The organism is Streptomyces sp. NPDC088747, assembly GCF_044751025.1.
Taxonomy (GTDB): domain Bacteria; phylum Actinomycetota; class Actinomycetes; order Streptomycetales; family Streptomycetaceae; genus Streptomyces.
Genome location: NZ_JBIVKZ010000008.1, coordinates 1 through 25,400, shown reverse-complemented (window position 1 = coordinate 25,400; position 25,400 = coordinate 1). Strand labels below are relative to the sequence as shown.

General features: G+C 71.8%; 20 protein-coding genes. 14 read left to right on the top strand and 6 right to left on the bottom strand.

Annotation, left to right across the window (positions count from 1 at the left end):
* The first annotated feature begins 16 nt into the window (after positions 1-16).
* Entirely contained in the window at positions 17-1,099 is a 1,083-nt protein-coding gene (locus ACIP79_RS19995) for a sugar phosphate nucleotidyltransferase (RefSeq protein WP_401225053.1), read from the top strand.
* A gap of 258 nt (positions 1,100-1,357) precedes the next feature.
* On the opposite strand, the gene ACIP79_RS19990 is transcribed toward ACIP79_RS19995, so the two are convergent.
* The 4 genes from ACIP79_RS19990 to ACIP79_RS19975 all read right to left on the bottom strand — a co-directional run bounded on the left by ACIP79_RS19990 (position 1,358) and on the right by ACIP79_RS19975 (position 5,446).
* Positions 1,358-2,359, bottom strand: coding sequence for a DNA-3-methyladenine glycosylase family protein (locus tag ACIP79_RS19990; RefSeq protein ID WP_401225051.1), 1,002 nt, complete (start codon positions 2,357-2,359; stop codon positions 1,358-1,360).
* A 72-nt stretch (positions 2,360-2,431) separates the two neighbouring features.
* A complete protein-coding gene (locus tag ACIP79_RS19985; protein WP_401225049.1) occupies positions 2,432-3,793 on the bottom strand; it encodes a coenzyme F420-0:L-glutamate ligase in 1,362 nt (453 codons plus the stop codon).
* Positions 3,790-4,749: a 2-phospho-L-lactate transferase gene (cofD, locus tag ACIP79_RS19980; protein ID WP_401225046.1), complete on the bottom strand. Its 960-nt coding sequence runs from the start codon at positions 4,747-4,749 to the stop codon at positions 3,790-3,792. Before cofD ends, ACIP79_RS19985 begins: the two co-directional genes overlap by 4 nt.
* A gap of 148 nt (positions 4,750-4,897) precedes the next feature.
* Positions 4,898-5,446, bottom strand: coding sequence for a cysteine dioxygenase (locus ACIP79_RS19975; RefSeq protein ID WP_401225044.1), 549 nt, complete (start codon positions 5,444-5,446; stop codon positions 4,898-4,900).
* 690 nt (positions 5,447-6,136) lie between these two features.
* Here ACIP79_RS19975 and ACIP79_RS19970 point away from each other — a divergent pair.
* From ACIP79_RS19970 to ACIP79_RS19960, 3 genes are all read left to right on the top strand, one after another.
* Positions 6,137-6,400 (top strand): WhiB family transcriptional regulator, encoded by a 264-nt coding sequence (locus ACIP79_RS19970; RefSeq protein ID WP_003975777.1) that lies wholly within the window; start codon positions 6,137-6,139, stop codon positions 6,398-6,400.
* Positions 6,401-6,619: 219 nt separating this feature from the next.
* Positions 6,620-10,297, top strand: coding sequence for a glycosyltransferase (locus ACIP79_RS19965; protein WP_401225041.1), 3,678 nt, complete (start codon positions 6,620-6,622; stop codon positions 10,295-10,297).
* Positions 10,294-11,772: a DUF5719 family protein gene (locus tag ACIP79_RS19960; RefSeq protein ID WP_401225039.1), complete on the top strand. Its 1,479-nt coding sequence runs from the start codon at positions 10,294-10,296 to the stop codon at positions 11,770-11,772. Before ACIP79_RS19965 ends, ACIP79_RS19960 begins: the two co-directional genes overlap by 4 nt.
* Positions 11,773-11,838: 66 nt before the next feature.
* On the opposite strand, the gene ACIP79_RS19955 is transcribed toward ACIP79_RS19960, so the two are convergent.
* A complete protein-coding gene (locus ACIP79_RS19955; protein ID WP_383680204.1) occupies positions 11,839-12,288 on the bottom strand; it encodes a metallopeptidase family protein in 450 nt (149 codons plus the stop codon).
* Positions 12,289-12,657: 369 nt separating this feature from the next.
* On the opposite strand from ACIP79_RS19955, the gene ACIP79_RS19950 reads away from it, so the two are divergent.
* The 9 genes from ACIP79_RS19950 to ACIP79_RS19910 all read left to right on the top strand — a co-directional run bounded on the left by ACIP79_RS19950 (position 12,658) and on the right by ACIP79_RS19910 (position 22,898).
* Entirely contained in the window at positions 12,658-13,083 is a 426-nt protein-coding gene (locus ACIP79_RS19950) for a DUF3499 domain-containing protein (protein WP_399215476.1), read from the top strand.
* 182 nt (positions 13,084-13,265) lie between these two features.
* Positions 13,266-14,882, top strand: coding sequence for an L-lactate permease (locus ACIP79_RS19945; protein ID WP_401225036.1), 1,617 nt, complete (start codon positions 13,266-13,268; stop codon positions 14,880-14,882).
* 199 nt (positions 14,883-15,081) lie between these two features.
* Complete coding sequence (locus ACIP79_RS19940; protein ID WP_401225035.1) at positions 15,082-16,446, top strand: phosphomannomutase/phosphoglucomutase; 1,365 nt, start codon at positions 15,082-15,084, stop codon at positions 16,444-16,446.
* A gap of 246 nt (positions 16,447-16,692) precedes the next feature.
* The gene (locus tag ACIP79_RS19935; RefSeq protein WP_383680124.1) at positions 16,693-16,863 is read left to right on the top strand and encodes a Trm112 family protein; all 171 of its coding nucleotides are present in this window, start codon (positions 16,693-16,695) and stop codon (positions 16,861-16,863) included.
* Positions 16,864-16,890: 27 nt separating this feature from the next.
* Positions 16,891-18,018 carry an SIS domain-containing protein gene (locus ACIP79_RS19930; protein WP_401225032.1) on the top strand — a complete coding sequence of 376 codons (1,128 nt, stop codon included), beginning with the start codon at positions 16,891-16,893 and terminating at the stop codon, positions 18,016-18,018.
* Positions 18,019-18,108: 90 nt separating this feature from the next.
* Entirely contained in the window at positions 18,109-19,260 is a 1,152-nt protein-coding gene (gene manA, locus ACIP79_RS19925; protein ID WP_401225030.1) for a mannose-6-phosphate isomerase, class I, read from the top strand.
* A 112-nt stretch (positions 19,261-19,372) separates the two neighbouring features.
* Positions 19,373-20,350, top strand: coding sequence for a cation diffusion facilitator family transporter (locus tag ACIP79_RS19920; RefSeq protein WP_401225028.1), 978 nt, complete (start codon positions 19,373-19,375; stop codon positions 20,348-20,350).
* Positions 20,351-20,726: 376 nt separating this feature from the next.
* The gene (gene ahcY, locus ACIP79_RS19915) at positions 20,727-22,184 is read left to right on the top strand and encodes an adenosylhomocysteinase (RefSeq protein ID WP_401225027.1); all 1,458 of its coding nucleotides are present in this window, start codon (positions 20,727-20,729) and stop codon (positions 22,182-22,184) included.
* A 99-nt stretch (positions 22,185-22,283) separates the two neighbouring features.
* A complete protein-coding gene (locus ACIP79_RS19910; protein WP_387188255.1) occupies positions 22,284-22,898 on the top strand; it encodes a hypothetical protein in 615 nt (204 codons plus the stop codon).
* A 73-nt stretch (positions 22,899-22,971) separates the two neighbouring features.
* On the opposite strand, the gene ACIP79_RS19905 is transcribed toward ACIP79_RS19910, so the two are convergent.
* Positions 22,972-23,970, bottom strand: coding sequence for an RDD family protein (locus ACIP79_RS19905; protein ID WP_401225024.1), 999 nt, complete (start codon positions 23,968-23,970; stop codon positions 22,972-22,974).
* A 119-nt stretch (positions 23,971-24,089) separates the two neighbouring features.
* Here ACIP79_RS19905 and ACIP79_RS19900 point away from each other — a divergent pair, with 119 nt between their 5' ends.
* Positions 24,090-25,097, top strand: a complete 1,008-nt coding sequence (locus ACIP79_RS19900) for a stage II sporulation protein M (RefSeq protein ID WP_401225022.1) — start codon at positions 24,090-24,092, stop codon at positions 25,095-25,097.
* Positions 25,098-25,400: the final 303 nt, after the last annotated feature.

Genomic DNA, 25,400 nt, shown 5'->3' with positions numbered 1-25,400 from the left:
GAAGCAGAGACGACAGGTGACAGAAGCGATCCTCCTGGTCGGCGGCAGAGGCACCAGACTGCGCCCGCTCACGGTGCACACCCCCAAGCCGATGGTTCCGGCGGCCGGGGTCCCCTTCCTCACCCACCAGCTGGCGCGGGCGAGGGCGGCGGGCGTCGAGCACATCGTCCTGGCGACCTCCTACCTGGCCGAGGTCTTCGAGCCGTACTTCGGCGACGGCTCCTCGCTCGGCCTCCACCTCGAGTACGTCACCGAGGAGGAGCCCCTCGGCACCGGCGGCGCCATCCGCAACGTGGCCTCCCGGCTCCGCTCGGGCCCGGACGACCCGGTCCTGATCTTCAACGGCGACATCCTGACCGGGCTCGACATCCAGGCACTGGTCCGCACGCACGGGACGACGGGCGCCGACGTCTCCCTCCACCTCACCCGCGTCGAGGACCCGCGCGCGTTCGGCCTGGTCCCCACGGACGCCACCGGCCGGGTGACCGCCTTCCTGGAGAAGCCCCAGACGCCCGAGGAGATCGTCACCGACCAGATCAACGCGGGCGCGTACGTCTTCCGCCGCTCGGTCATCGACACGATCCCCGCGGGCCGTCCGGTCTCGGTGGAGCGCGAGACCTTCCCGGAGCTCCTGGCCACCGGAGCCCACCTCCAGGGCATGGTCGACTCCACCTACTGGCTCGACCTGGGCACCCCGCAGGCCTTCGTACGCGGTTCCGCGGACCTCGTCCTCGGCCGCGCCCCCTCCCCGGCCGTGCCGGGCCGCTGCGGCGACCGGCTGGTCCTGCCCACCGCCAGCGTCGCCCCGGACGCCAAGCTGACCGGCGGCACGGTCGTCGGCGAGGGCGCGCACATCGGCGAGGGCGCCCGCATCACCGGCAGCGCCATCCTCGCCGGCGCCGTCGTCGAACCCGGCGCCGTCATCACCGACTCCCTCATCGGCGCCCGCGCCCGCATCGGCGAACGCTCCATCCTCACCGCCACCGTCATCGGCGACGGCGCGGTGGTCGGCCCCGACAACGAACTCCGCGAGGGCGTACGGGTGTGGTGCGACGCGAGGATCCCGAGCGGCTCGATCCGCTTCTCGTCCGACCAGTAGCCCTCCCAGCCCGTCCGGCGCTTGAGGACGAGCGCGAAGCGCGAAAGCGGGGTCTGGGGGCGCAGCCCCCAGGAACGGGACGGGTAGGGGCGGAGGGGGCGAAAAACCTCGGGCTGAGCCGCTGTGCCGGGTGCCGCCTCCACAGGCGGTGCCCGGCACGGCGGGGTCTGGCACGGCGGTGCCCCCGCTGCGGCGGGGTCTGGCACGACGGCGCCCTGGCACGCAGGCCTCGGCACGCAGGACCCGGCACAGCGGGGTTCAGAGCCGCCCGATGTCCCATCGAGGCATCTTCGGCACACGCCGAGCCGGCGCCCGCCCGGACAACAGGATCAACCGGGCCGCCCGATGCCGCTGCCCCGCGTACGGCGCGAGCAGCGCCAGCATCACGGAGTCGTCCGCGTCCCGGTCACCCGCAAGCGCGTACCCCACGATGCCGGGCAGATGAAGATCCCCCACGGTCACGGCATCCGCCGCCCCGTGACTGCGCTGCACCACCTCCGCCGACGTCCACGGCCCCACCCCGGACACCAGCTCCAGCCGCGCCTGCGCCCGCTCGGGGTCGAACGACACCGACTCCTCCAGCCGCGCGGCGACCCGCACGGCCCGCAGGATCGTCGAGGCCCGCTTGTCGTCCACCCCGGCCCGATGCCACTCCCAGGACGGGATCAACGCCCAGGTCCGCGCGGCGGGCATGACACACATCCGCTCCGGCGCGGGCCCCGGCGCCGGATCCCCGTACTTCCGTACGAGCAGCCGCCAGGCCCGGTACGCCTCGTCCGTGGTGACCTTCTGCTCCAGCACCGACGGGATCAGCGACTCCAGCACCAGCCCGGTCCGTGTGAGCCGCAGCCCCGGCCGCCGATGCCGGGTGACGGCGAGCAGCCGGTGCAGGGGCTCGAAGGCATCCGGGTCGTCCAGGGCCCCGAGCAGACCCGGGAGCCGGTCGAGCAGCCACTCGCCGCCCGCTCCCCACGCCTCGGCGTGCACCACCCCGCCCCGCATCGCGACCCGCAGGGTCCCGGTGCCGGCGGGCGTCCGGCAGGCCCGCCACACCGACCCGTCCGGCGTCGTACGGAAGGTGGGGTCGTACGGTCCACGCCGCAACGGCCCGAGCACCAGCCCGAGATCGAGGGGCCACGGCGGCGTCCACGTACGCGTCCGCCCCGGCGCGACGGCGGGCCGCGGCACCCCGCCGGGCGTCACGACATGGCCGCCGCGCACGGTCGTACGCGTCGGCCGAGGAGAGAATCTTCCAGCCACGAATGAGGTCCTAGGGGTGGTGCTCGGGATGCCCTACGAGACTAGGCGGTCCGCCCGCCCCGCCCGCCCCGGTCAGCGCACCTCGATGAACGCCCCGGCGTCCCGCGGGGGTCTGGCCCGGGGTTCCTCCGCGGCGTGTCCCACGGCCACGGCCCCCATCGGGTCCCAGTCGTCGGGCAGCCCCAGCACCTCTCGTACGACGTCCCGGCAGAACATCGTCGACGACACCCACGCGGAGCCGAGCCGCTCCCCGGCCAGCGCGACCAGGAAGTTCTGCACGCCCGCCCCGGTGGCGACCACGAACATCTCGCGCTCGGCGCCGTCCCGTCGTACGTCGCCGTAGGTGTGCGAGCCGTCCATCACCAGACACGGCACGACGAGGTACGGCGCCGCGCGGAGCACGTCCCCGCGCCGGACCCGCTTGGCGATGGACTCCTCGGACTTGCGGTCGTTTCGGAGATCCGCGATCCACGCGTCGCGCATGGCGTCGAGCAGTCGCGTCCTGGACTCCGCGGACTCCAGGAGGACGAACCGCCAGGGAGTGGTGTGGTGCGGCGCCGGGGCAGTGACGGCCGCGGCCACGGCCCGTCGTACGGCGCCGGGGTCCACGGGCTCGTCGGTGAAGGCCCGTACCGTACGCCGCTGGGTGACCGCCTCCCGTACCGCCTCCGAGGTGCCGAGCCGGAACATGTCGTCGCGCCCCCCGCGCACCATGGCCCGCGCTCCCTCGCCGTCGCCCTCGGACACCACATGGGCCAGCCCGCGCACGACGGCGACGGGCAGCCCGGCGGACTTGCCCTTGACCAGGTCGCCCGCGGCGGCCAGTTCGTCGGCGGTGGCGACGACGGTCGCGCTCAGCGGATTGCCGTACGCGTCCGTGCCGCCGCGCAGGTCGTCGAGGACACGCACGCCCGCGGCACCGATGGCGACGTCCGTGAGCCCGGTGCGCCAGGGCCGGCCGAAGGTGTCGGTGATCACGACGCCGACGTCCACGCCGAGGGTGTCCCGCAGCCCGTCCCGGATCGTCCGCGCGGAGGCGTCGGGGTCCTCGGGGAGCAACAGCACGGTCCCGGCGGGGGTGTTGGACGCGTCGACCCCGGCGGCGGCCATCACGAGCCCCTGCCGGTTCTCCACGATCCGCAGCGCGCCGCGGCGTGCCACGACCCGGACGGTCTCCGCGTCGATGGCCGCCTCGCGGTCGACGGCCCGGACGATCCGGCCCTCCGCCTTGGACACGATCTTGGAGGTGACCAGGAGGACGTCGCCGTCGATGAGCCCCGGCTCGGCCGAGGCGACGAGCTTGGCGAGGTCGTCGCCCTCGCGCACCTCGGGAAGACCGGCGGGCGCCCAGACCCGATAGCCGTCGGACCGTGCGTCGGATCCCCGCGACCCGTCGCCGTCCGCGAACCCCTCCGGAGGAAGTCCCGTGCTCAAGACTCGCGCACCTCCGCCGCCAGCGTCAGCGCCTCACGCGCCATCTGCGCCGTCGCGTCGAGGCCGGACATCATCAGTGGTACGGCACGGCAGCGGATCCCGGCGCTCTCCACGCGCTCCACGACCGACGCGTCCACCGTGTCGACGAGCCAGCCGTCGAGGAGCCCCGAGCCGTAGTGCTCGGCGACCGCGGCGGCCGTGGACTCGACGCCCACCGCGGCCAGCACCTTGTCGGCCATGCCGCGCACCGGCGCGTCCCCGACGATGGGGGAGAGGCCGACCACCGGAACGCCCGCGTCGGCGATCGCCTCCCGGATGCCGGGCACGGCGAGGATCGTGCCGATGGAGACGACGGGGTTGGACGGCGGGAAGAGGATGACGTCCGCCTCGGCGATGGCCTCCAGCACCCCGGGCGCGGGCTTGGCCTGCTCGGCGCCGACCGGCACGACGGCCTCGGCCGGCACGGAGGCCCGCAGCCGCACCCAGTACTCCTGGAAGTGGACGGCCTTGCGCTCGCCGTCGACCTCGACGGCGACATGGGTCTCGACCCGGTCGTCGGACATGGGGATGAGCCGGACACCAGGCTGCCACCGGTCGCACAGCGCCTCGGTGACGGCGCTTAGCGGGAAGCCCGCCCCGAGCATCTGCGTCCGCACGATGTGCGTCGCGAAGTCCCGGTCGCCGAGCCCGAACCACTCCGGTCCCACGCCGTAGGCCGCGAGCTCCTCCTTGAGGTGGAAGGTCTCGTCGGCCCGGCCCCAGCCCTGTTCCTCGTTGATACCGCCGCCGAGCGTGTACATCACGGTGTCGAGGTCGGGACAGACCTTCAGCCCGAAGAGGTGGATGTCGTCCCCGGTGTTGCCGATGACCGTGATGTCCGCGTCCGGCGCGGCCCGCTGAAGACCACGCAGGAACCGTGCACCGCCGATGCCGCCTGCCAGAACCACAATGCGCATGGGCATCAGTCTCGCAGGCGGGTACGACAACGCGGCAGGCGGTTACGAGACCTCAGCCCCACGAGACGTCGTCCCCGGCCCTGCGGAACCTCGTCCGCGGCCACGTCGAGACGTCGTCCTCAGTCACGTCGAGACGTCGTCCTCACCCCTACGAGACCTTGTCCGCGGCGGCCTTCTCGGTGACGCCATTCTCCGCGTCGGCCTTTTCCGCGCCGGCCTCGGCGACCGCGCAACGCGCCGCGTGCATCGGCATCTCGGTCAGGCCCGGGTAGTACACGTGCAGGCTGACGGCCGGCTCCAGGGAGTCGTTGACGACCTCGTGGACGTAGCCGGGCGCGAAGACCCGCTGCGAACCGGTGCCGAGCGCGCGCGTGCCGCGGTCGGTGTGCTCGGTCAGCGCGCCGTCCAGGACGGTCAGCACACCGCAGGAACTCCCGTGGTCGTGCGGCCCGCTGCCCTGCCCCGGCACCCAGGAGAGCAGCCAGACCTCGTAGCCGGGTCCGGTGCTCAGCCGGTGGTACCAGCGTGAGGTGGCGTCGTACTGGATGAGGTGCGCCCACCGGGAGCGGTCGGCGGCGATGGAGCGGGCCAGGCCGACGAACTCGGCCACGGTGGACGGGTGCTCGCGCGGCGGCTGGAGCAGGTGCGGTACTTCGAGGATGTCGCCGGCGATCTGGAGGTCGCTGTCGCTGTTCATGGGGTGCGGTGGTTCCTCGGCGGAAGAGTGCTGGGGTGTCGCGGACCATTTCCGTCCGGGTCACGGACGGGAGTGTCGCCCGGGTGCGGGCGGGGGTGCCGCTCCTTCACGGAGCGCCTGCCGGAGCGCGGTACGGCTCAACAGCTGGAACAGCAACAACAGCTACAGCGAGCGTGGACAGCACCGTGGGACCCGGCGGTGCGGGTCGAGGTGGGCGCCAAGTTCGCGAGCATGCCCACAAGCACATCGGTTCACACCTCGACTGTCAACTTCACGCCCGCCATCTGGGAGATGTTTCACCAGATCCGGTTCACCTGCGAGGCGAAAGGTTTGTTCAGGAGGCTCCCCGGACACATGGCGCACAACCGGGCGCACAAACCTCACCGCGAACCCGTGATCCGAATGTGATCAGGTTCGCTTCGATGTTCGCGTCGGAACGAGATCGAACTCCTGGGCGTCCTTCCCCGTGAAGGAAGCCCCGGGCCTGCCTGGGCACCTTGGGCTGTCAGGGTTTATGCCGATTTGAACACTTTCCGCATAGCCTTGGTTCCGCAGAGTGAATAAGGGGCCCAATAGCAGATCTCGGCTTGACTGGCCCGGATCGGCACACTTGTAATTTCACTCGTGTCGTTCAGCCGAAATCGGTGACGGCAGCATCACGGGGACGCGAAAGACGGACGAGGGGCGCACATGACCGAGCTGGTGCAGCAACTGCTGGTCGACGACGCGGACGAGGAACTCGGCTGGCAGGAGCGCGCACTGTGCGCCCAGACCGACCCCGAGTCCTTCTTCCCCGAGAAGGGCGGCTCCACCCGCGAGGCCAAGAAGGTCTGCCTCGCCTGCGAGGTCCGCTCCGAGTGCCTCGAATACGCGCTCGCCAACGACGAACGGTTCGGCATCTGGGGTGGTTTGTCCGAGCGTGAACGGCGCCGCCTCAAGAAGGCCGCCGTCTGAGCGTGAACGGCACCGCCCCGGCAAGACCTTCGCCCGGCCAGAAGGCGCACACCCCTACGTACCGATACGTAACGAACGGCCCGTCGCAGGTGGGTTATCCACAGGCGGCGGGCCGCCGTGTTGCCCAGCCGTTAGTGTGGGCCTCCGTCCGAGACGTCCCACTGCTCCCCGTGGGCACAGGCGTCCACCGCAGTCCAGCGAACCGGGGCCCGTACCTCGATGTCCGTGCACAGCCATACGGCAGGCCAACAAGACGCTGCCACTCCTGAGTTCCCGCGCCACGTGGTGACCGCGGTGCTCGTCTCCCATGACGGCGCCCGCTGGCTGCCCGAGGCGCTCGCCGGGCTGCTCGGCCAGGAGCGCCCCGTGCAGAACGCGGTGGCGGCCGACACCGGCAGCGCGGACGACTCCGCCCAGCTGCTCACCGAGGCGCTCGGCGCCGACCGGGTGGTGCACCTCGCCCGGCGCACCGGCTTCGGCCAGGCCGTCGAGGAGGCCACCCGCACCGCGGGTGTGCTCACTCCGGACGACCTGCCCTACCTGAAGCGCCCCAGCGGCTGGGACCCCGTCACCCGCACCTGGCGCGACGACGCGTACGACATGCCGGACCTTCCGTACGGCGAGCCCGAGCAGTGGCTCTGGCTGCTGCACGACGACTGCGCCCCCGAGCCGGATGCCCTGTCCCAGCTGCTGCGGGTCGTGGAGAACGAGGCGGAGCTCGGCAAGGAAGTCGCCGTGGTCGGCCCCAAGCTCCGCGGCTGGTACGACCGCCGGGCGCTCCTGGAGGTCGGCGTCACCATCGCCAACTCCGGCCGCCGCTGGACCGGCCTGGACCGCCGCGAGCAGGACCAGGGCCAGCACGACCACGTCCACCCCGTGCTGTCCGTCTCCACCGCCGGAATGCTGGTCCGGCGCGACGTCTTCGAGGAACTCGGTGGCTTCGACCGCCGGCTGCCCCTGATGCGTGACGACGTCGACCTGTGCTGGCGGGCCCGGTCCGCCGGGCACAACGTCCTCGTCGCCCCCGAAGCGGTCGTACGGCACGCCGAGGCCGCCTCCCGCGAGCGCCGCACCGTCGACTGCGTGGGCCGCACCTCCGCCTCCCCGCACAAGGTCGACAAGGCGGGCGCCGCCTACACCCTCCTCGTCAACGCCCGTACGGCACAGCTGCCCTGGATCCTGTTCCGGCTGATCCTCGGCACCCTGCTGCGCACGGTCGCGTATCTCGTCGGCAAGGTCCCCGGACAGGCCGTCGACGAGATCCGCGGGCTCCTGGGGACACTGCTGCGCCCCGAGCGGATCCTCGCGGGCCGCCGCTCGCGCGGCCGCCCCCAGATCGACAAGGATGAGCTGCGCCCGCTGTTCCCGCCCCCGGGCGCGACCGTGCGGGCCACCGTCGAGCAGGCCGCGGGCAGTCTCGTGAGCCGCTCCGACGCCGAGGCCACCTCCGGCGCCGGACGGCACGGCGGCGCGGTCGAGTCGGGCCCCGGCGGAGACGACGCCGACTTCCTGGAGGTCGAGCAGTTCGGCCGGGTCAAGCGCGTCGCGCGCAAGCCAGGACCCGTGCTCTTCGTCGCGCTGCTCTTCGTCTCGCTCATCGCGTGCCGGGCGCTGCTCGACAGCGGCGCGCTCGCGGGCGGCGCGCTGCTGCCGGCGCCCGGCGACTCCTCCGAGCTCTGGTCGCGCTATCTCGACGGCTGGCACGCGGTCGGCGCGGGCGGCACCCAGACCGCGCCGCCGTACCTGGCGATCCTCGCGGCGCTGTCCTCGCTGCTCCTCGGCTCCACGGGCCTCGCGGTCACGCTGCTCCTGGTGGCCTCCGTGCCGCTGGCCGGATTCACCGCCTACTTCGCCTCACGGCCACTGGTCGAGTCGCGCCTGCTGCGCGCCTGGGCGTCTGTCGTGTACGCCTTCCTGCCCGCCGCCACCGGCGCGCTCGCCGACGGCCGCATCGGCACCAGCGTCCTGGCGATCCTGCTGCCGCTCCTCGCGCGCGCGGGCATCGCTGCCAGCGGCCTGCCGAACTCCTCCGGCACCCGCGGCAGCTGGCGCGCCACCTGGGCGTACGCCCTGCTGCTGACGTTCACCACCGCCTTCACGCCGATCGTGTGGCCCATCGCGCTGGTCCTCGGAATCGCCCTCCTCGTGGTGCGCAGAAGCGAGATCACCGCCTACGGCCCGCGTTTCCTGGCCCAGCTCGGCAGCCCCCTGCTGGTCCTCGCCCCCTGGTCGCTGACGCTGCTCCCGTTCGGCTTCTTCAAGGAAGCCGGTCTGGAGTTCGGCTCCGGCGCGGCCTCCGCGCTCGACCTGCTCGGCGCCAGCCCCGGCGGCCCCGGGACCGTCAGCGGTCTGATGCTGATCGGCATCGTCCTGGCCGCGCTGGCCGCCCTGCTGCGCACCCAGCGTCAGGCCGGCATCTGGACGGCCTGGGCGGTCGCCCTGGTCGCGCTCGTCTTCGCCGTGCTGTCCAACGGCTCGGCCTGGGCGGGCCCCGCGACCCTCGTCTACGGCCTCGCGCTGCTCGCCGCCGCCGCGCTCGGCGCCGACGGCGCGCGCTCGCGGGTCGCCGAGCAGAGCTTCGGCTGGCGCCAGCCGGTGGCGGTGCTGATCGCGTTCACCGCCGCCGCGGGCCCGCTGCTCGTCGCGGCCGGCTGGATGATCGGCGGCGCCGACGGGCCCCTGGAGCGGCGCGACCCGATCCAGGTGCCCGCGTTCGTCGCCGAGGAGAGCGGCACGCGCGACCAGGCCCGCACCCTCGTCCTCGACAGCAGATCGACCGCCAGGGTCGGCTACACCCTGGTCCGCGGCTCGGGCGCCCGCCTGGGCGACGCCGAACTCGCGGCGGCGGACGGCGAGAACGAGAAGCTGGCCAAGGTCGTCGCCAACCTCGTGGCAGGTTCCGGCGCCGACCAGGCCGACGAACTCGGCGGCTTCGCCGTGCGCTACGTCCTGGTCCACAAGGGCGCGCCGCGTGAGATGACCAGCGTCCTGGACGCCACCCCCGGCCTGTCCCGGCTCAGCCAGCAGGACGGCAGCGCCCTGTGGCGCGTGGACCGGCAGGTCTCGCGCGCCGCGATCGTCCCGGCCTCCGGCGACCCGCAGTCCATCGCCGCGGGCCCCGTCGAGGTGCACACCACCGTTCCCGCAGGCAAGGAGGGCCGGGTCCTGCGCCTGGCCGACTCGGCGGACGAGGGCTGGACGGCGACCCTGGACGGCAAGCCGCTCACCCGCACCACGGTCGACGGCTGGGCCCAGGGCTTCGAACTGCCCGCGGGCGGCGGCGAGCTGGACATCACCTTCGAGGCCCCGCTGAGCCACACCGCCTGGCTGTGGGCACAGGGTGCCCTCGCCGTCGTCCTCGTGGTGATGGCCCTGCCCGGCCGCCGCCGCGACGTCGACGACGACCTCCCCGAGGAGGAGGGGGACATCCCCGCCCAGGACGTCACCGGCGACGGCCGCCGCGCGCGCCGCCTGCGCGCCCAGGCGGAGGCCGAGCAGACCGACCAGGACGACGACGCCCTCCCTGTGCACGAGGAGGAGTTCCCGCCGGAGCCTGCCGCGGTCCCGCAGCAGCAGGCGTACGGCGAGTGGGACACCCCGAGCTACGCGTCCGCCGAGTACGGCACCTACGGCGCCGAGCAGTACCAGGGCCAGGGCCGGCAGCAGTACGAGGCGGGCACCTACGAACAGCCCTACCAGGCGGACCCCTACCAGGGCGGCCAGTACGACCCGTACGCGTACGGGGGCACGGCGCCGTACGACCAGACGTACAACCAGGGCTACGACGCGAACGGCCGGCCCTACGACCCCGCGTACGACCCGTCGGCGCAGCCCCCGATGCCCCCGCAGCCGCCGCACGGCAACGACAGTGAGCGCCCCGACGGGAGCCAGCAGTGAACCGCACGACCCTGTCCCTGATCGCCGGCACGACCGCGCTGGCCGCCGTCACCGGCTTCGCCGTGCTCAACGCGCCGGACGCGTCGGGCGACGGCGCCGCGAGGACGGCCGCGCTGCTGCCCGTCGAGCGCACCAGCCTGCTCTGCCCGCAGCCGAGCACCTCCGACCTCGCCGAGACGGCGTACACGTCCTTCACCCCCGTCTCCGATGACACGGGCGACAGCGGCAAGGCCGAACTGCAGGTCGCGACCGAGGAGTCGGCGGACGGCGGCGGCAAGGCCGAGAAGCCCCTGCTGCAACTGAAGGAGCCCGGCAAGCCGGTCACCGACGACAGCTCGGGCGCCGAGGCACCCGCCCTGGTCGGCACCGCCGAGGGCAGGTTCGCGCCCGGCTGGACCGTCCAGGAGACCACCCAGGTCGCCGCGGGCACCGGCCGTGGTCTGCTCGGCACCAACTGCACCGCTCCGGACACCGAGTTCTGGTTCCCGGGCGCGAGCACCGCCGACGACCGCACCGACTATGTGCACTTGACCAACCCCGACGACTCCGCCGCCGTCGTCGACATCGAGCTGTACGGCAAGGACGGCACCCTCAAGTCCACGCTGGGCGAGGGCATCACGGTCCAGCCGCACTCCAGCGACGCGGTCCTCCTGAACACGCTCACGGACGACGCGCAGGCGAACCTCACTGTGCACGTGACCGTCCGCAGCGGCCGCCTCGGAGCCGCCGTGCAGGCCCTGGACGACAAGACCGGCGGCGACTGGCTGGCCGCCTCCGCCGACCCCGCGGGCAGCCTGGTCCTGCCCGGCATCCCGAAGGACGCCACCTCGGTGCGCCTGATCGCCTTCGTGCCCGGCGACACCGACGCCGACCTGAAGGTGCGCCTGGCCTCCCCCTCGGGGCTGATCACCCCGGCGGGCAACGAGACGCTGCACGTGAAGTCCGGCATGACCGCGTCCGCCGACCTCGGTGAGCTGACCCGCGGCGAGGCCGGCTCCCTGGTGCTCACGCCCACCGGCTCGCCGGTGCCGGTCGTCGCCGCCCTCCAGGTCGTCCGCGGCAAGGGCGACAGACAGGAGACCGCGTTCATCCCCGCCACCGGCCCGGTCGGCGCGCGCGCCACGGTCGCCGACAACACCTCCAAGGCCTCCACGCTCGCCCTGACCGCCCCCGGCGGGAGCGCCGAGGTCAAGGTCACCGCGTCCGCGGGCAGCGAGGGCGGTGAGTCGGTGACGAAGACGTTCACCGTCAAGGCCGGGACGACGCAGAACATCGAGGCGCCGGTCCCCAGCGGCCTCAAGGGGACGTACGCGCTGACCGTCGAGCCGGTCTCTGGCGGCCCCGTGCACGCCTCCCGGATGCTCACGGCGAACGTGAACGGCATCTCGGGCTTCACGATCCAGACGCTCCCGGACGACCACGGGACGGTGGCGGTGCCGGACGCCGAGCAGGACCTCTCGGTGCTCCAGAAGTAGCACCGGCCCCGCTGAGGGCGGAGGAGGGCAGCCTCGCGAAGGGCGTCAGTCCTCGCGGAGGGGGCGTCAGTCCTCGCCGTAGCGCGGATCCACCGTCTCGGGGGTGAGCCCCAGCAGCTCCGCGACCTGCTCCACGACCACCTCGTGCACCAGGGCGGCACGCTCGTCGCGGCCCTTGGTGCGGATCTCGACCGGGCGGCGGTAGACGACCACGCGCGCGGGGTGACCCTCACGGGCGGGGATCGTGCCGCCCAGGGGCACCGCCTCGTCGCTCCAGCCGTCTCCGGAGCCGTCCAGACGGGGCACCTCGAGCACGACGAAGTCGATGTCGGCGAGCTGCGGCCAGCGTCGCTCCAGCCGCTCCACGGAGTCCTGCACCAGGTCCGCGAACACCTCGGCGCGGCTCGCGGAGAGCGGCACCTGGGGAGGCGCGACGGGGCCACGCATGCCCCTGCCATGGCGGTCACGACGGCGGGGCCCGGGTGCTGCGGCGCGAGGAGGTACGGGGTTGTCCATCACTGACGAAGAGTAGTCCTCGTCAGGGGCGTGCGCCCGACCTCCACGCGGTGGACCCGAAGCGGCGCGGGATCCTGCTCCGTGGACCGCCGCGATCCCGGTCCGTGACATTCCGGTTGCGCTCCGCGCCCGTGCGATGGTCGCGCGGTGACCACTCCGGATGTCACCGGATGACCATTCCGGCCAAGGTTGGGCTCGATTCCGTATCCCTCCAAGACCGTCCCTCGCAGGGCAATTGACGTGGTTTGCGCCAAGTGGTGACCGATTCCAGGTCTGTTCGGGACCGCTCGGCGTGATGTCGCCCCAGGTCGGGGCCGGGTGGCCGGCGGCGCCTGTGGGCGTTCTCACAGCACGACACGGTGGGGTGACCTGCGAGAGAGTCGTCGCGGCCCGCTCAGGAGTGCGGTACCGTCCAACGTCGTGAGCCCTGTACGTCGCTGTTCGCGCACCGCTTGCGGCCGCCCCGCCGTCGCGACGCTGACGTACGTCTACGCCGACTCGACCGCGGTCCTCGGCCCGCTCGCCACCTACGCCGAACCCCACTGCTACGACCTGTGCGCCGAGCACTCCGAGCGCCTCACCGCGCCGCGCGGCTGGGAGGTCGTCCGGCTCGCCGACTCCTCCGGTCCCTCCCGCCCCACCGGTGACGACCTGGAGGCACTCGCCAACGCCGTGCGCGAGGCGGCCCGTCCGCAGCGGCGCGCGGCGGGAGCCGGCGGCGGCGCACGCTCGGCGGACCCGATGGAGGTCGCACGCCGCGGCCATCTCCGGGTGCTGCGCTCACCGGACTCCTGAGCCGGTTCCGCCACCGCAACCGGCTGAACGTTCCTGCCCCGACGGGCACTTCACCTCGGTGCACGTTCCGTGCACGTTTCACTCAGCGGTGCGGAAGTCTTGACGCGCACCTGCCATCGCCACGACCATGCCTCCGCCCGTGAGAAATCGCTTTCCGCATCGCGGAATCCGAGGAGGCGTACGTGTACGTCCAGGAACTGGAACCCGTGGCCGACTCGCTCGGTCTGTCCGCCCTCGTCGCGACCCTGCCCCTCGTCCTCGTCCTGATCCTGCTCGGCGGCGTCCGCATGAAGGCGCATCTGGCCGGACTGACCGGCCTGGCCGCCGCCGCACTGGTCGCCTGGCTCGCGTACGGCATGCCGGTCGGCCAGACGCTCTCCAGCGCCGCCCAGGGGGCCCTCTTCGGCCTCTTCCCCATCCTGTGGATCGTCGTCAACGCCCTCTGGGTGTACCGGATGACGGTCCGCACCCAGCACTTCGACATCCTCCGCCGTTCCTTCGGCCGGCTGTCCGACGATCCGCGCATCCAGGCACTCGTGGTCGCCTTCTGCTTCGGCGCCCTCCTGGAGGCCCTCGCGGGATTCGGCGCGCCCGTCGCGATCTGCTCGGTGATGCTCGTCGCGCTCGGCTTCGACCCGGTGCGCGCGGCGGTGGTCGCGCTGGTCGCCAACACCGCTCCCGTCGCCTTCGGCGCCATGGGCACCCCGGTCGTCACACTCGCCCAAGTCACCGATCTGCCACTGGACTCCGTCGCCTCCGTGGTGGGCCGCCAGACGCCACTGCTGGCCCTGGTCGTACCGCTCGTCCTCGTCTTCCTGGTCGACGGCCGGCGCGGGCTGCGCGAGACCTGGGTGCCCGCCCTGGTGTGCGGCACCGCCTTCGCCATCGCCCAGTTCGCCGCCTCCAACTACCTCTCCCCGCAACTCGCCGACATCGCGGCCGCCTTGGCCGGCGCGGGCGCCCTCGTCGCCGTACCGCACGCGCGCAGGCCCGCCGCCGAGCCCGTACGGGTGGCGGTCCTGACCGGCGTACGGAGCGAGGACCTGGACGTGGAGGACCCGCGGCGCGAAGTCGTGCGCGCCTACGCCCCGTACGCGCTGATCGTGGTCATCTTCTCCATCGCCCAGATCCCCGCCGTGAAGGACTGGCTGGCGGGAGCGACCCGCGTCTTCGACTGGCCCTTCCTGAACGTGGTGAATCCCGACGGCGAACCGGTCGGCGGCAACGTCTTCACGCTGCCCCTGGTGTCGACCGGCGGCACGCTCGTCCTGCTCGCCGGACTGTGCACGGCCGTCGTACTCGGGGTGCACGCGCGCGTGGCGGTCAAGGAATGGACCGCGACGGTGCACGAGTTGAGGTTCGCGATCCTCACCGTCACGTCCGTGCTCGCACTCGCCTACGTCATGAACCTCTCCGGGCAGGCGGCCACCATCGGCCACTTCGTGGCGGCGGCCGGCGCCGGACTCGCCTTCCTGTCACCGGTCCTGGGCTGGTTCGGCGTCGCCGTGTCCGGCTCCGACACCTCGGCGAACGCCCTCTTCGGAGCCCTCCAGGTGAGCGCCGCCAGGGAGTCGGGGCTCTCTCCCGAACTGCTCGCCGCAGGCAACAGCTCGGGCGGCGTCCTCGGCAAGATGATCTCGCCGCAGAACCTGACCATCGCCTGCGCCGCGGTCGGACTCGCCGGCCGCGAGGGCGACCTGCTGCGCAAGGTGCTGCCGTGGAGCATCGGGCTGTTGCTGATCATGTGCCTGATCGTGGCGGGACAGAGCTCACCGGTCCTGGGGTGGATGCTGCCCTGACGGAGGGCGGTGGTCGCGGGCGGGCTGTCACGGCCCGTCCCGATCCCCCGCGTTACTCCCGGATGACGGATTCCTCCCGGCAGATGACGAAAGAAGCCCCACATGTGACGGATGCGCGTCCGCTGCGCCACGGCCCAGCGGACTGTCGGTCCGGGCAGGTAGTTTGAGCCGACCGAAGTGGACTTCTGAAGGGTTGGCCGTGACTGCTGATCTGTCGCAGCTCGTGAAGGCGTACGACGTACGCGGAGTGGTCCCGGACCAGTGGGACGAGCCGCTCGCCGAACTGTTCGGCGCGGCCTTCGTCCAGGTGACCGGCGCCGCCGCGATCGTCGTCGGGCACGACATGCGGCCCTCCTCGCCCGGTCTGTCGCGCGCCTTCGCGCGCGGTGCGGCCGCGCGCGGGGTCGACGTCACCGAGATCGGGCTCTGCTCGACGGACCAGCTCTACTACGCGTCGGGCGCGTTCGACCTGCCGGGCGCCATGTTCACGGCCTCGCACAACCCCGCCCAGTACAACGGCATCAAGATGTGCCGGGCGGGCGCGGCCCCGGTCGGACAGGACACCGGCCTCTCCGACATCCGCGAACTCGTCGAGTCCTGGCTCGACTCGGGCACCCCGGCCCCCTCGGACGTCACCCCGGGGACGATCACACAGCGTGACACGTTGAAGGACTACGCGGCGTACCTCCGTGGCCTTGTCGACCTGACCTCCATCCGCCCCCTGAAGATCGTGGTCGACGCGGGCAACGGCATGGGCGGCCACACGGTCCCGACCGTCTTCGAGGGCCTGCCCCTCGACCTGGTCCCGATGTACTTCGAACTGGACGGCACGTTCCCCAACCACGAGGCCAACCCCCTCGACCCGGCGAACATCGTCGACCTCCAGAAGCGCGTGCGCGAGGAAAGCGCCGACCTCGGCATCGCCTTCGACGGCGACGCCGACCGCTGCTTCGTCGTCGACGAGAACGGCGACCCGGTGCCACCCTCCGCGATCACCGCCCTGGTGGCCGCCCGAGAGCTCGCCAAGCACCCCGGCGGCACCGTCATCCACAACCTCATCACCTCCTGGTCGGTGCCCGAGGTCGTCCGCGAGCACGGCGGCACCCCCGTCCGCACCCGCGTCGGCCACTCCTTCATCAAGGCCGAGATGGCCGAATCCGGCGCCATCTTCGGCGGCGAGCACTCCGCGCACTACTACTTCCGCGACTTCTGGAACGCGGACACCGGCATGCTCGCCGCCCTCCACGTCCTCGCCGCGCTGGGCGGCCAGGACACCCCGCTCTCCCGGCTCGTCGCCGAGTACGACCGCTACGCCGGCTCCGGCGAGATCAACTCCACGGTCGACGACCAGAAGGCCCGCCTCGCCGCGATCAGGGCCGCCTACGAGAGCCGCGAGGACGTGACGCTCGACGAACTCGACGGCCTCACCATCACCACCGGCGACTGGTGGTTCAACGTCCGCCCCTCCAACACCGAACCGCTGCTGCGCCTCAACGCGGAGGCCCGCGACGAGGCGACGATGGCGAAGGTGCGCGACGAGGTACTGGAGATCATCAGAGGCTGAAATCCGTTCAGCCCGTCCGGCGCTTGAGGACGAGCGCGAAGCGCGAAAGCGGGGTCTGGGGGCGCAGCCCCCGGGAACGGGACGGGAAGGGGCGGAGGGGGCGAGAAACCCGAAACCTCCACCCCCACCACCCCACCGGGGGTACGCACCCGCCGACCACCCCCACGCCGTCCACAGGCCGACGCCGGGGCCCGCCCACAGCGGTACCCTGACCAGGCCGCATCCACCTGCTCGGAAGGACACCCCATGCCGCTCGAAGCCGGCCTCCTGGAGATCCTCGCCTGCCCGGCCTGCCACGCCCCGCTCAAGGAGCAGGAGAGCGAGCTGGTCTGCACGAGCGACGACTGCGGCCTCGCGTACCCCGTCCGGGACGGCATTCCCGTACTGCTGGTCGACGAGGCCCGCCGCCCCGCGTAACGACCTGGCGATCGGAGGCTGCCGCTCATGCTCGACGAATCGCTGCTCGACAACCCCGAGGCACTGGCCCGGGCGGACCGTCGCGGCCTCCTCAGGGGCGCCGCCGAGGCGGGCGCCCATGTGCGCACCGCCGCCCGGCATGCCACCGAGGCCGGCATCCCGACGCTCAAGCCGGACGGCCGGCCCCGCGCCGTCCTGATCGCGGGCCCGGGAACCGCCGCCATCTGCGTCGCCGACCTGGTCGGCACCCTCGCCGGCGCGGGCTGCCCCGTCACCCGGCTGAGCCCCACCGGTGTGGCCCCCGACGCGGGCGCCCTGCGCTGGGAGCTCCCAGGCTGGGCGGGCCCCCTGGACCTGCTCCTGGTCGCCACCCCCGACGGCTACGAGCCAGGACTCTCCCTCCTGGTCGACGCGGCCTACCGGCGCGGCTGCACCGTCGCCGCCGTGGCCCCGGCCCACTCCCCGCTGCCCGAGTCCGTGGACGGCGCGCACGGCCTGTTCGTACCGCTGGCCGTCACCCCGTACGAGCGCGAGGAGCCGCCCGCCGCCTCCGCGCCCGGCGCCCTGTGGGCGCTGCTCACCCCGCTGCTCGCGCTCCTGGACCGCACCGGCCTGCTCACGGCGCCCCCCGAGGCGATCCAGAAGGTCGCCGACCGCCTCGACCAGGTCGCCGAGCGCTGCGGCCCCGCGATCGCGACGTACAGCAACCCCGCCAAGACCCTCGCCTCCGAACTCGCCGAGGCGCTCCCGGTCATCTGGACCGAGGGCACGTCCGCGGGTCCGGCGGGCCGCCGCTTCGCCGCCGCGCTCGCCGAACTGGCCGGACGGCCCGCGCTGACCGGCGAGTTGCCCGAGGCGCTCGCCGAGCACACCGCGCTGCTGGCCGGAGCGCTGGCCGCCGGCGCCGACCCCGACGACTTCTTCCGCGACCGCGTCGAGGAGCAACAGGCCCTCCACGCGCGCGTGGTGCTCCTCCGCGACCGCCCGGCAGGAGGCCTCACCGCCGCCCCGGCCGCCCGCGAACTGGCCCTCAGCCACGACACCGCGATCAGCGAGCTCGAACCCGAGGAGGGCGGCGAGCTGGAGACCCTCGCCGAACTGATCGCCGTCACGGATTTCGCCGCCGTTTACCTGGCGCTCGTCTCAAGAGCCTGATCTTGAGACATCCCGGGTAGACGGCACCGGACACCGCGTGTGGTGAGAAGCGCCCGCTGAGCAGCGTACGTACGGAGAGAACGACACACTATGGACCGCCTCGACAACACCGTCCGCCCCTACGCCTGGGGTTCGACCACCGCCATCCCGCGCCTGCTCGGCGTGGAGCCGACCGGTGAACCGCAGGCGGAGATGTGGATGGGCGCCCACCCCGGCGCTCCCTCGCACACCGGACGCGGTCCGCTCACCGAGGTCATCGACGAGGACCCCGAGAGGGAACTCGGCCGTGCGGCCGTCGCCAGGTTCGGCCCCCGCCTCCCGTTCCTGCTCAAGATCCTCGCCGCCGGCGCCCCCCTCTCCCTCCAGGTGCACCCCAACCTCGAACAGGCCAAAGAGGGTTACGAGGACGAGGAGTACCGCGGCATCCCGGTCGACGCCCCGCACCGCAACTACAAGGACGCCAACCACAAGCCCGAACTGATCTGCGCCCTCACGGAGTTCGACGGCCTCTGCGGCTTCCGCGCCCCGGAGGAGACCGCCGAACTGCTCGCCGCCCTGGACGTCGACTCCCTCAAGCCGTACGTCGACCTGCTGCGCGCTCACCCCGAAGAGGCCGCCCTGCGCGAGGTCCTCACGGCGCTGCTCACCGCCGACCGCGACGCCATGGCCCGTACGGTCACCGAGACGGCGGCGGCCTGCGCCCGACTCGGCGGCTCCTACGCCCCGTACGCCGACCTCGCCCACCACTACCCGGGCGACCCCGGCGTCATCGCCGCCATGCTGCTCAACCACGTCCGACTCCAGCCCGGCGAAGCCCTGTTCCTCGGCGCCGGAGTCCCGCACGCCTACCTGAACGGCCTGGGCGTCGAAATCATGGCCAACAGCGACAACGTCCTGCGCTGCGGCCTGACCCCCAAGCACGTGGACGTCCCCGAACTCCTGCGCATCGTCCGCTTCGAGGCGAGCGACCCCGGCATCCTGCGCCCGGAGGCCTCTCCCGACGGCGAAGAGGTCTACGCGACCCCCATCGACGAGTTCCGCCTCTCCCGCCACGTCCTGCCCCAGGACACCCCGCCGCGCGACCTCACCGCCGAGACCCCGCAGATCCTGCTGTGCACGGCGGGTTCCGCACGAGCCGGCGACATCACGCTCGGCCCCGGCCGGTCCGTCTTCGTACCCGCAGGCGAAAAGGTCGAAGTGTCCGGTCCCGGCACGATTTTCAGGGCGACGGTAGTGGCTTGATGTGACCACTGTGGCGGCCTGAGGCCCCGTTGGCCGAGCGGGCTGCAACAATGGCCCACTGGCAAAAGGCAGGCAAAGACCTGGACGGCGTACGAAGGGATCCCTCGAGCACATGAGCGCGTCAGGCGGCACCAAGGCGATTGTGGCGGCACTCGCCGCCAACCTCGCGATCGCGGTAGCGAAGTTCGTGGCGTTCCTCTTCAGCGGGTCGTCGTCGATGCTCGCCGAGTCCGTGCACTCGCTCGCCGACTCCGGAAACCAGGGACTGCTCCTGCTCGGCGGCAAGAAGGCCAAGCGCGAGGCAACCCCGGAACACCCCTTCGGCTACGGCCGCGAGCGCTACATCTACGCGTTCCTCGTCTCCATCGTCCTCTTCTCGGTCGGCGGCATGTTCGCGATCTACGAGGGCTACGAGAAGATCAAGCACCCGCACGAGATCGACCACTGGTACTGGCCGGTGGGCGTCCTCGTCTTCGCGATCATCGCGGAGTCCTTCTCCTTCCGGACCGCCATCAAGGAGTCCAACCCGCAGCGCGGCCAGAAGTCCTGGAAGGAGTTCGTCCGCCACGCCAAGGCGCCCGAGCTGCCGGTCGTGCTCCTGGAGGACCTCGGCGCGCTGGTGGGTCTGATCCTGGCGCTCGGCGGCGTGGGCATCGCCCTGGCCACCGGCGACGGCGTCTGGGACGGCATCGGCACCCTCTGCATCGGCATCCTGCTCATCGTGATCGCCCTGGTCCTCGCGGTGGAGACCAAGTCGCTCCTGCTGGGCGAGTCCGCGGGCATCGAAGAGGTCAGGAAGATCGAGACCGCCATCGTCGACGGCCACACGGTCACCGGCATCATCCACATGCGCACGCTCCACCTCGGCCCGGAGGAACTCCTGGTCGCCGCCAAGATCGCCGTCCAGCACGACGACACCGCCACCGAGGTCGCCGGCGCGATCAACGCCGCCGAGTCCCGCATCCGGGAAGCGGTCCCGATCGCCCGCGTCATCTACCTGGAGCCCGACATCTACAACGAGGCGGACGCGGCGAAGGGCCCGGACGCGAACGCGGCCCCGGGCGGTCCGACACACCCCGCCGCGCACTGATTCCCGCCCGCCCTCCACTGGGGGCCGCCTGGAGTCCGGACGGACTCTTTCCGCCGGATCTGCCGGACCTCTCGGACGCGCGAGACGTGTCTGACCTGCACGGAGCGACGACGATCCGGAAGGGCCGCGCCCTCCCCTCCCCGATACGGGCTGGGGAGGGCCCGGCCCACCGGTGTAGCTTGGTGGTTGAGCCAGACGTCGCTGCTGATGGCGGTCGGGCGGTCCCTCCGCGGACCGGCCGAGGGAGAGAGGGCCTCCGACGGACTGCGTTGCGCGCATCGGGCACTCCTGTGCCCGGCGGAGCACGTGTGCCCCGCCGCCGCGCAGACCAGCCGTACCACCTCGCCCCAATCCCGATACCGAGGAGCAGCTCGACATGACGACCGTCGACACCCGACAGGACTTCAAGGTCGCCGACCTCTCGCTGGCCGTTTTCGGCCGCAAGGAGATCACCCTCGCCGAGCACGAGATGCCCGGCCTGATGTCGATCCGCAAGGAGTACGCCGCGACGCAGCCCCTCGCGGGTGCCCGCGTCACCGGCTCCCTGCACATGACCGTGCAGACCGCCGTCCTCATCGAGACCCTGGTCGCCCTCGGCGCCGAGGTCCGCTGGGCGTCCTGCAACATCTTCTCCACCCAGGACCACGCCGCCGCCGCCATCGCGGTCGGCCCGAACGGCACGCCCGAGAACCCCCAGGGCGTCCCGGTCTTTGCCTGGAAGGGCGAGACCCTGGAAGAGTACTGGTGGTGCACGGAGCAGGCGCTGACCTGGCCGAACACCCCCACCGGCGGTCCGAACATGATCCTGGACGACGGCGGCGACGCCACCATGCTCGTCCACAACGGCGTCCAGTTCGAGAAGGACGGCAAGGTCCCCTCCGTCGACACCGCCGAGTCCGACGAGCACCGCGTAGTGCTTGAGCTCCTCGGCCGCACCATCACCGAGGGCTCGCAGAAGTGGACCCAGCTCGCCTCGGAGATCCGCGGCGTGACCGAGGAGACCACGACCGGCGTCCACCGTCTCTACGAGATGCACCGTGACGGCACCCTGCTGTTCCCGGCGATCAACGTGAACGACGCCGTCACCAAGTCGAAGTTCGACAACAAGTACGGCTGCCGCCACTCCCTGATCGACGGCATCAACCGCGCCACCGACGTCCTCATCGGCGGCAAGACCGCGGTCGTCTTCGGCTACGGCGACGTGGGCAAGGGCTGCGCGGAGTCCCTGCGCGGTCAGGGCGCTCGCGTGATCATCACCGAGATCGACCCGATCTGCGCGCTCCAGGCGGCGATGGACGGCTTCCAGGTCACGACGCTCGACGAGGTCGTCGACAAGGCCGACATCTTCGTCACCACGACCGGCAACAAGGACATCATCATGGCCGCCGACATGGCCAAGATGAAGCACCAGGCGATCGTGGGCAACATCGGCCACTTCGACAACGAGATCGACATGGCCGGCCTCGCGCAGATCCCGGGCATCGTCAAGGACGAGGTCAAGCCGCAGGTCCACACCTGGACGTTCCCCGACGGCAAGGTCCTCATCGTCCTCTCCGAGGGCCGCCTGCTGAACCTGGGCAACGCCACCGGTCACCCCTCGTTCGTGATGTCCAACTCGTTCGCGGACCAGACGCTGGCCCAGATCGAGCTGTTCACCAAGCCCGAGGAGTACCCGACCGACGTCTACGTGCTCCCCAAGCACCTGGACGAGAAGGTCGCGCGCCTCCACCTCGACGCGCTCGGCGTGAAGCTGACGACGCTCCGCCCGGAGCAGGCCGACTACCTCGGCATCAAGGTCGAGGGCCCGTACAAGTCGGACCACTACCGCTACTGAGCCCGCCGCCGAGCAGCGGTACCACCGCTCGGCTCACGGAAGTCAGCAGGCCCTCGCCGTCACGGCGGGGGCCTGTCCCGGATGAGGACCTGAACCCCCATGCCCCGCGGCCGCTATTCGCTCCATGATCCGCACGATCACACCCCCCTCGCCGAAGAACACTTCCACTGCGCGCCCGGCCCCTCCGGCTGGCGCTACGTCTCTCAGCTCACCGCCCCCTCCGGCGACCACGCAGGCTCCGTCGACCTCGCCATCGACGACCTCGGCCGCCCCATCCGTCTCGAACTGAACGCCGCGAGCTGGCAGGTCCGCGGCGCGGCGCTCGACGGCGTCACCTGGGTCCGCACCGACCCCGCCGGCACCCGGGCCACCGAAGGCAACGTCCGCGCCCACGCGTTCACCGGCACCTCTCCCGCGTTCCTCGTCGCCACCGCCCGTCTCCTTCGCCTCACCCCGTCCGCCGCCGCGACCCGCGTACGCCTTGTCGCCTTCACCGACCCCGTCCTCGCCCCGCGTACCCTCGACCAGTCCTGGGCCCTGATGTCGAGAGAAACACACGCCACTGACAACGGCCCCCTGACCGTGGACGAATACCAGGTCACAGCCCTGGACACCGGCGAGCAGCACGCCGTGCACCTCACGGGAGACGTGGTGCTAGCGGCACCCGGCATCGAGCTGGAACACCTCGAGTCGCCCCCGTCCGTCCTCACCTGACGACGTCCGCCTCTTCCCGACGAGATGTGCGGACACCGCCCGCATCGAGCGCATCGACCGTGGTGGTCGCGGGCTAGGCGGGCGGCGCGAATCCGGTGGAGGGACGGTCGACCTGATCGGGCCGCAGCGCGGCTGGCGGTGCCGCCACGGGCTGCGGTGCCACGCCCTGCGGCGCCTGTGCCGTCCAGGAGGGCGCGGCGGCGGGAGGGCCTGAGGGGCCTGACGGGTAGGGGTAGGCGCCGGGTCGCACCGGAGCGGGTCCGACCGCGCCCGGCGCCGCGAACACGGGTCCACCCGGAACACCGTGCGTGGCCACGGCCGCCCCACCGCCGAAGGACCGCCGGGCCTCCCGCATCTGCCGCTCCTGCACCACGGCCGCCAGATAGGCCGCCGGCGGAATCCCGGACGGCGCCGGGGCCCCCGTACGAGCGGCCAGGTCGGTGGCGAGCCGCTCCGCCATCGCCCCACCGACCTGCGGATCCAACTGCTGCATCCGCGTCAGGTATTGCCGGATGGCCAGCCACAGCCCGTCCGGAACCGCGGACAGATCAAGCTCGGAGAAACGCCCCATGAGCCAGGGCGGCGGCGGAGGCACAAAACCCGAACGACCGGCCGGCACCCTTTCCCGTACGACGAGGGTCCCCGCGAACACGTCACCCAGCCGCCGCCCGCGCGCCGACACCAGCGAGGCGATGCACGCGATGATCCCGAACGTCATCAGTAGCTCGACCACGCCCACGGCACCGCGAACCAGCGCGTGCCGGAACCGGATCGGTCCGCCGTCGTCGCGCACCACCCGCAGCCCGAACGCCAGCTTGCCGAGCGAGCGACCGTGGCTGAGGGTCTCCACCGCGATCGGCCCGCCCACCAGGACGAGAAGGAAGCACGCGATCGAAAGGGCGACCTGCGCGGCCTCGTCCAGTGAGGCCGTCGCAGCCACCAGGCCGATGGTCACGACGACATAGACGGTCACCAACACGACCAGATCCAGCAGGACGGCCAGCGTCCGGCTCGGCAGTTTCGCGGGGCGCAGCTCCAGCGCCACCGCCTCGCCCGTCACTAGCTCACTCACGTGCGCCGTCCTTCCCCTGACCTGCCTCGAGAACAGCCAGTCTGCCAAGCTGAGGGCACATCGCGCCGCAGTACGACAAGCTGACACTTACGACGAGCAGCCGAGGAGCAGCCAACCAGATGGACCTCGACGTCTTTGTGTCCGCCCACCGGGCCGAGTGGGACCGGCTCGACGCACTGATCCGCCGCCAACGCCGCCTCACCGGGGCAGAGGCGGACGAACTCGTCCTCCTGTACCAACGCACCGCCACCCACCTCTCCCTGATCCAGTCGAGCGCTCCCGACCCTCAGCTGACGGGACGCCTCAGCCAACTCGTTGCACGCGCGCGAGGAGCCGTGACAGGCACGCGCCGAGCCTCCTGGCGCGATGTCACGCGGTTCCTGGCGCACGGCTTCCCCGCTGCGGTCTACCGCTCGCGGCACTGGTGGGTTCCCACCGCTCTCCTGTCCACCGTGATCGCGGCCCTCCTGGGATGGTGGATCGGCACGCACCCCGAGGTCCAGTCGGCGATCGCCGCCCCCAGTGAACTGCGCGAACTCACCCGCCCCGGCGGCGAGTACGAGACCTACTACTCCAGCCACCCCGCCGCGTCCTTCGCTGCCCAGGTGTGGACGAACAACGCGCAGGCCGCCGCGATGTGCCTGGTCCTGGGTGTCTTCCTCGGTCTGCCCGTGATCTGGATCCTCTTCCAGAACATGCTCAACCTGAGTATCGGCATCGGGCTGATGTCCTCGGCCGGACGCCTCGACACCTTCCTGGGCCTGATCCTGCCCCACGGCCTCCTGGAGCTGACGGCCGTCTTCGTCGCCGCGGGAACGGGCCTGCGACTGGGCTGGACTCTGATCGACCCCGGCCCTCGTCCCCGCCGAACCGCACTCGCCGAAGAGGGCCGAGCCGCCCTCGGCATGGCAATAGGCCTGGCCCTGATCCTCTTCATCTCAGGAGCCATCGAAGGCTTCGTCACGCCGTCCGGTCTCCCCACCTGGGCCCGCATCAGCATCGGGATCGCCGCTGAACTGGCCTTCCTCGCGTACGTCTATGTACTGGGCGGCCGTGCCGTACGGGCCGGCGAAACCGGTGACGTCGACGAGGCCGAGCGCAGTGCCACTCTCCCGACAGCTGCCTGATGTGCGTCCGCCCTTGCTGACCTGCTAGTCTCCTCTTCGCCCCACAGAAGCCGTTGACGCGGAGACGGTGGGGAGGTAGATTAGAACAGTTGCCTAGAAACGGATCCGTCCGGTGGCAGCGGTCAGGGTCTGCCTGCTTCTGGAAACGTCGTTTTCCGAGGGGCCCCTCCCGATGATTCAGAAATGGATGCCGGTCAGTTCGGCCGAAAACCTCTGATAAAGTCGGAACCGCCGGAAAGGGAAACGCGAAAGCGGAAACCTGAAAGGCACCGAGGAAATCGGAACCGGAAACGGTCTGATAGA

What these genes read in the sequence shown, in the direction of transcription:
- ACIP79_RS19970 (WP_003975777.1), top strand. Translation starts at nt 6,137, where the DNA reads ATGACCGAGCTGGTGCAGCAACTGCTGGTCGACGACGCGGACGAGGAA.
- ACIP79_RS19935 (WP_383680124.1), top strand. Translation starts at nt 16,693, where the DNA reads ATGCCGCTCGAAGCCGGCCTCCTGGAGATCCTCGCCTGCCCGGCCTGC.
- ACIP79_RS19965 (WP_401225041.1), top strand. Translation starts at nt 6,620, where the DNA reads ATGTCCGTGCACAGCCATACGGCAGGCCAACAAGACGCTGCCACTCCT.
- ACIP79_RS19975 (WP_401225044.1), bottom strand. Translation starts at nt 5,446, where the DNA reads ATGAACAGCGACAGCGACCTCCAGATCGCCGGCGACATCCTCGAAGTA.
- ACIP79_RS19900 (WP_401225022.1), top strand. Translation starts at nt 24,090, where the DNA reads ATGGACCTCGACGTCTTTGTGTCCGCCCACCGGGCCGAGTGGGACCGG.
- ACIP79_RS19930 (WP_401225032.1), top strand. Translation starts at nt 16,891, where the DNA reads ATGCTCGACGAATCGCTGCTCGACAACCCCGAGGCACTGGCCCGGGCG.
- cofD (WP_401225046.1), bottom strand. Translation starts at nt 4,749, where the DNA reads ATGCGCATTGTGGTTCTGGCAGGCGGCATCGGCGGTGCACGGTTCCTG.
- manA (WP_401225030.1), top strand. Translation starts at nt 18,109, where the DNA reads ATGGACCGCCTCGACAACACCGTCCGCCCCTACGCCTGGGGTTCGACC.
- ACIP79_RS19920 (WP_401225028.1), top strand. Translation starts at nt 19,373, where the DNA reads ATGAGCGCGTCAGGCGGCACCAAGGCGATTGTGGCGGCACTCGCCGCC.
- ahcY (WP_401225027.1), top strand. Translation starts at nt 20,727, where the DNA reads ATGACGACCGTCGACACCCGACAGGACTTCAAGGTCGCCGACCTCTCG.
- ACIP79_RS19955 (WP_383680204.1), bottom strand. Translation starts at nt 12,288, where the DNA reads ATGGACAACCCCGTACCTCCTCGCGCCGCAGCACCCGGGCCCCGCCGT.
- ACIP79_RS19910 (WP_387188255.1), top strand. Translation starts at nt 22,284, where the DNA reads ATGCCCCGCGGCCGCTATTCGCTCCATGATCCGCACGATCACACCCCC.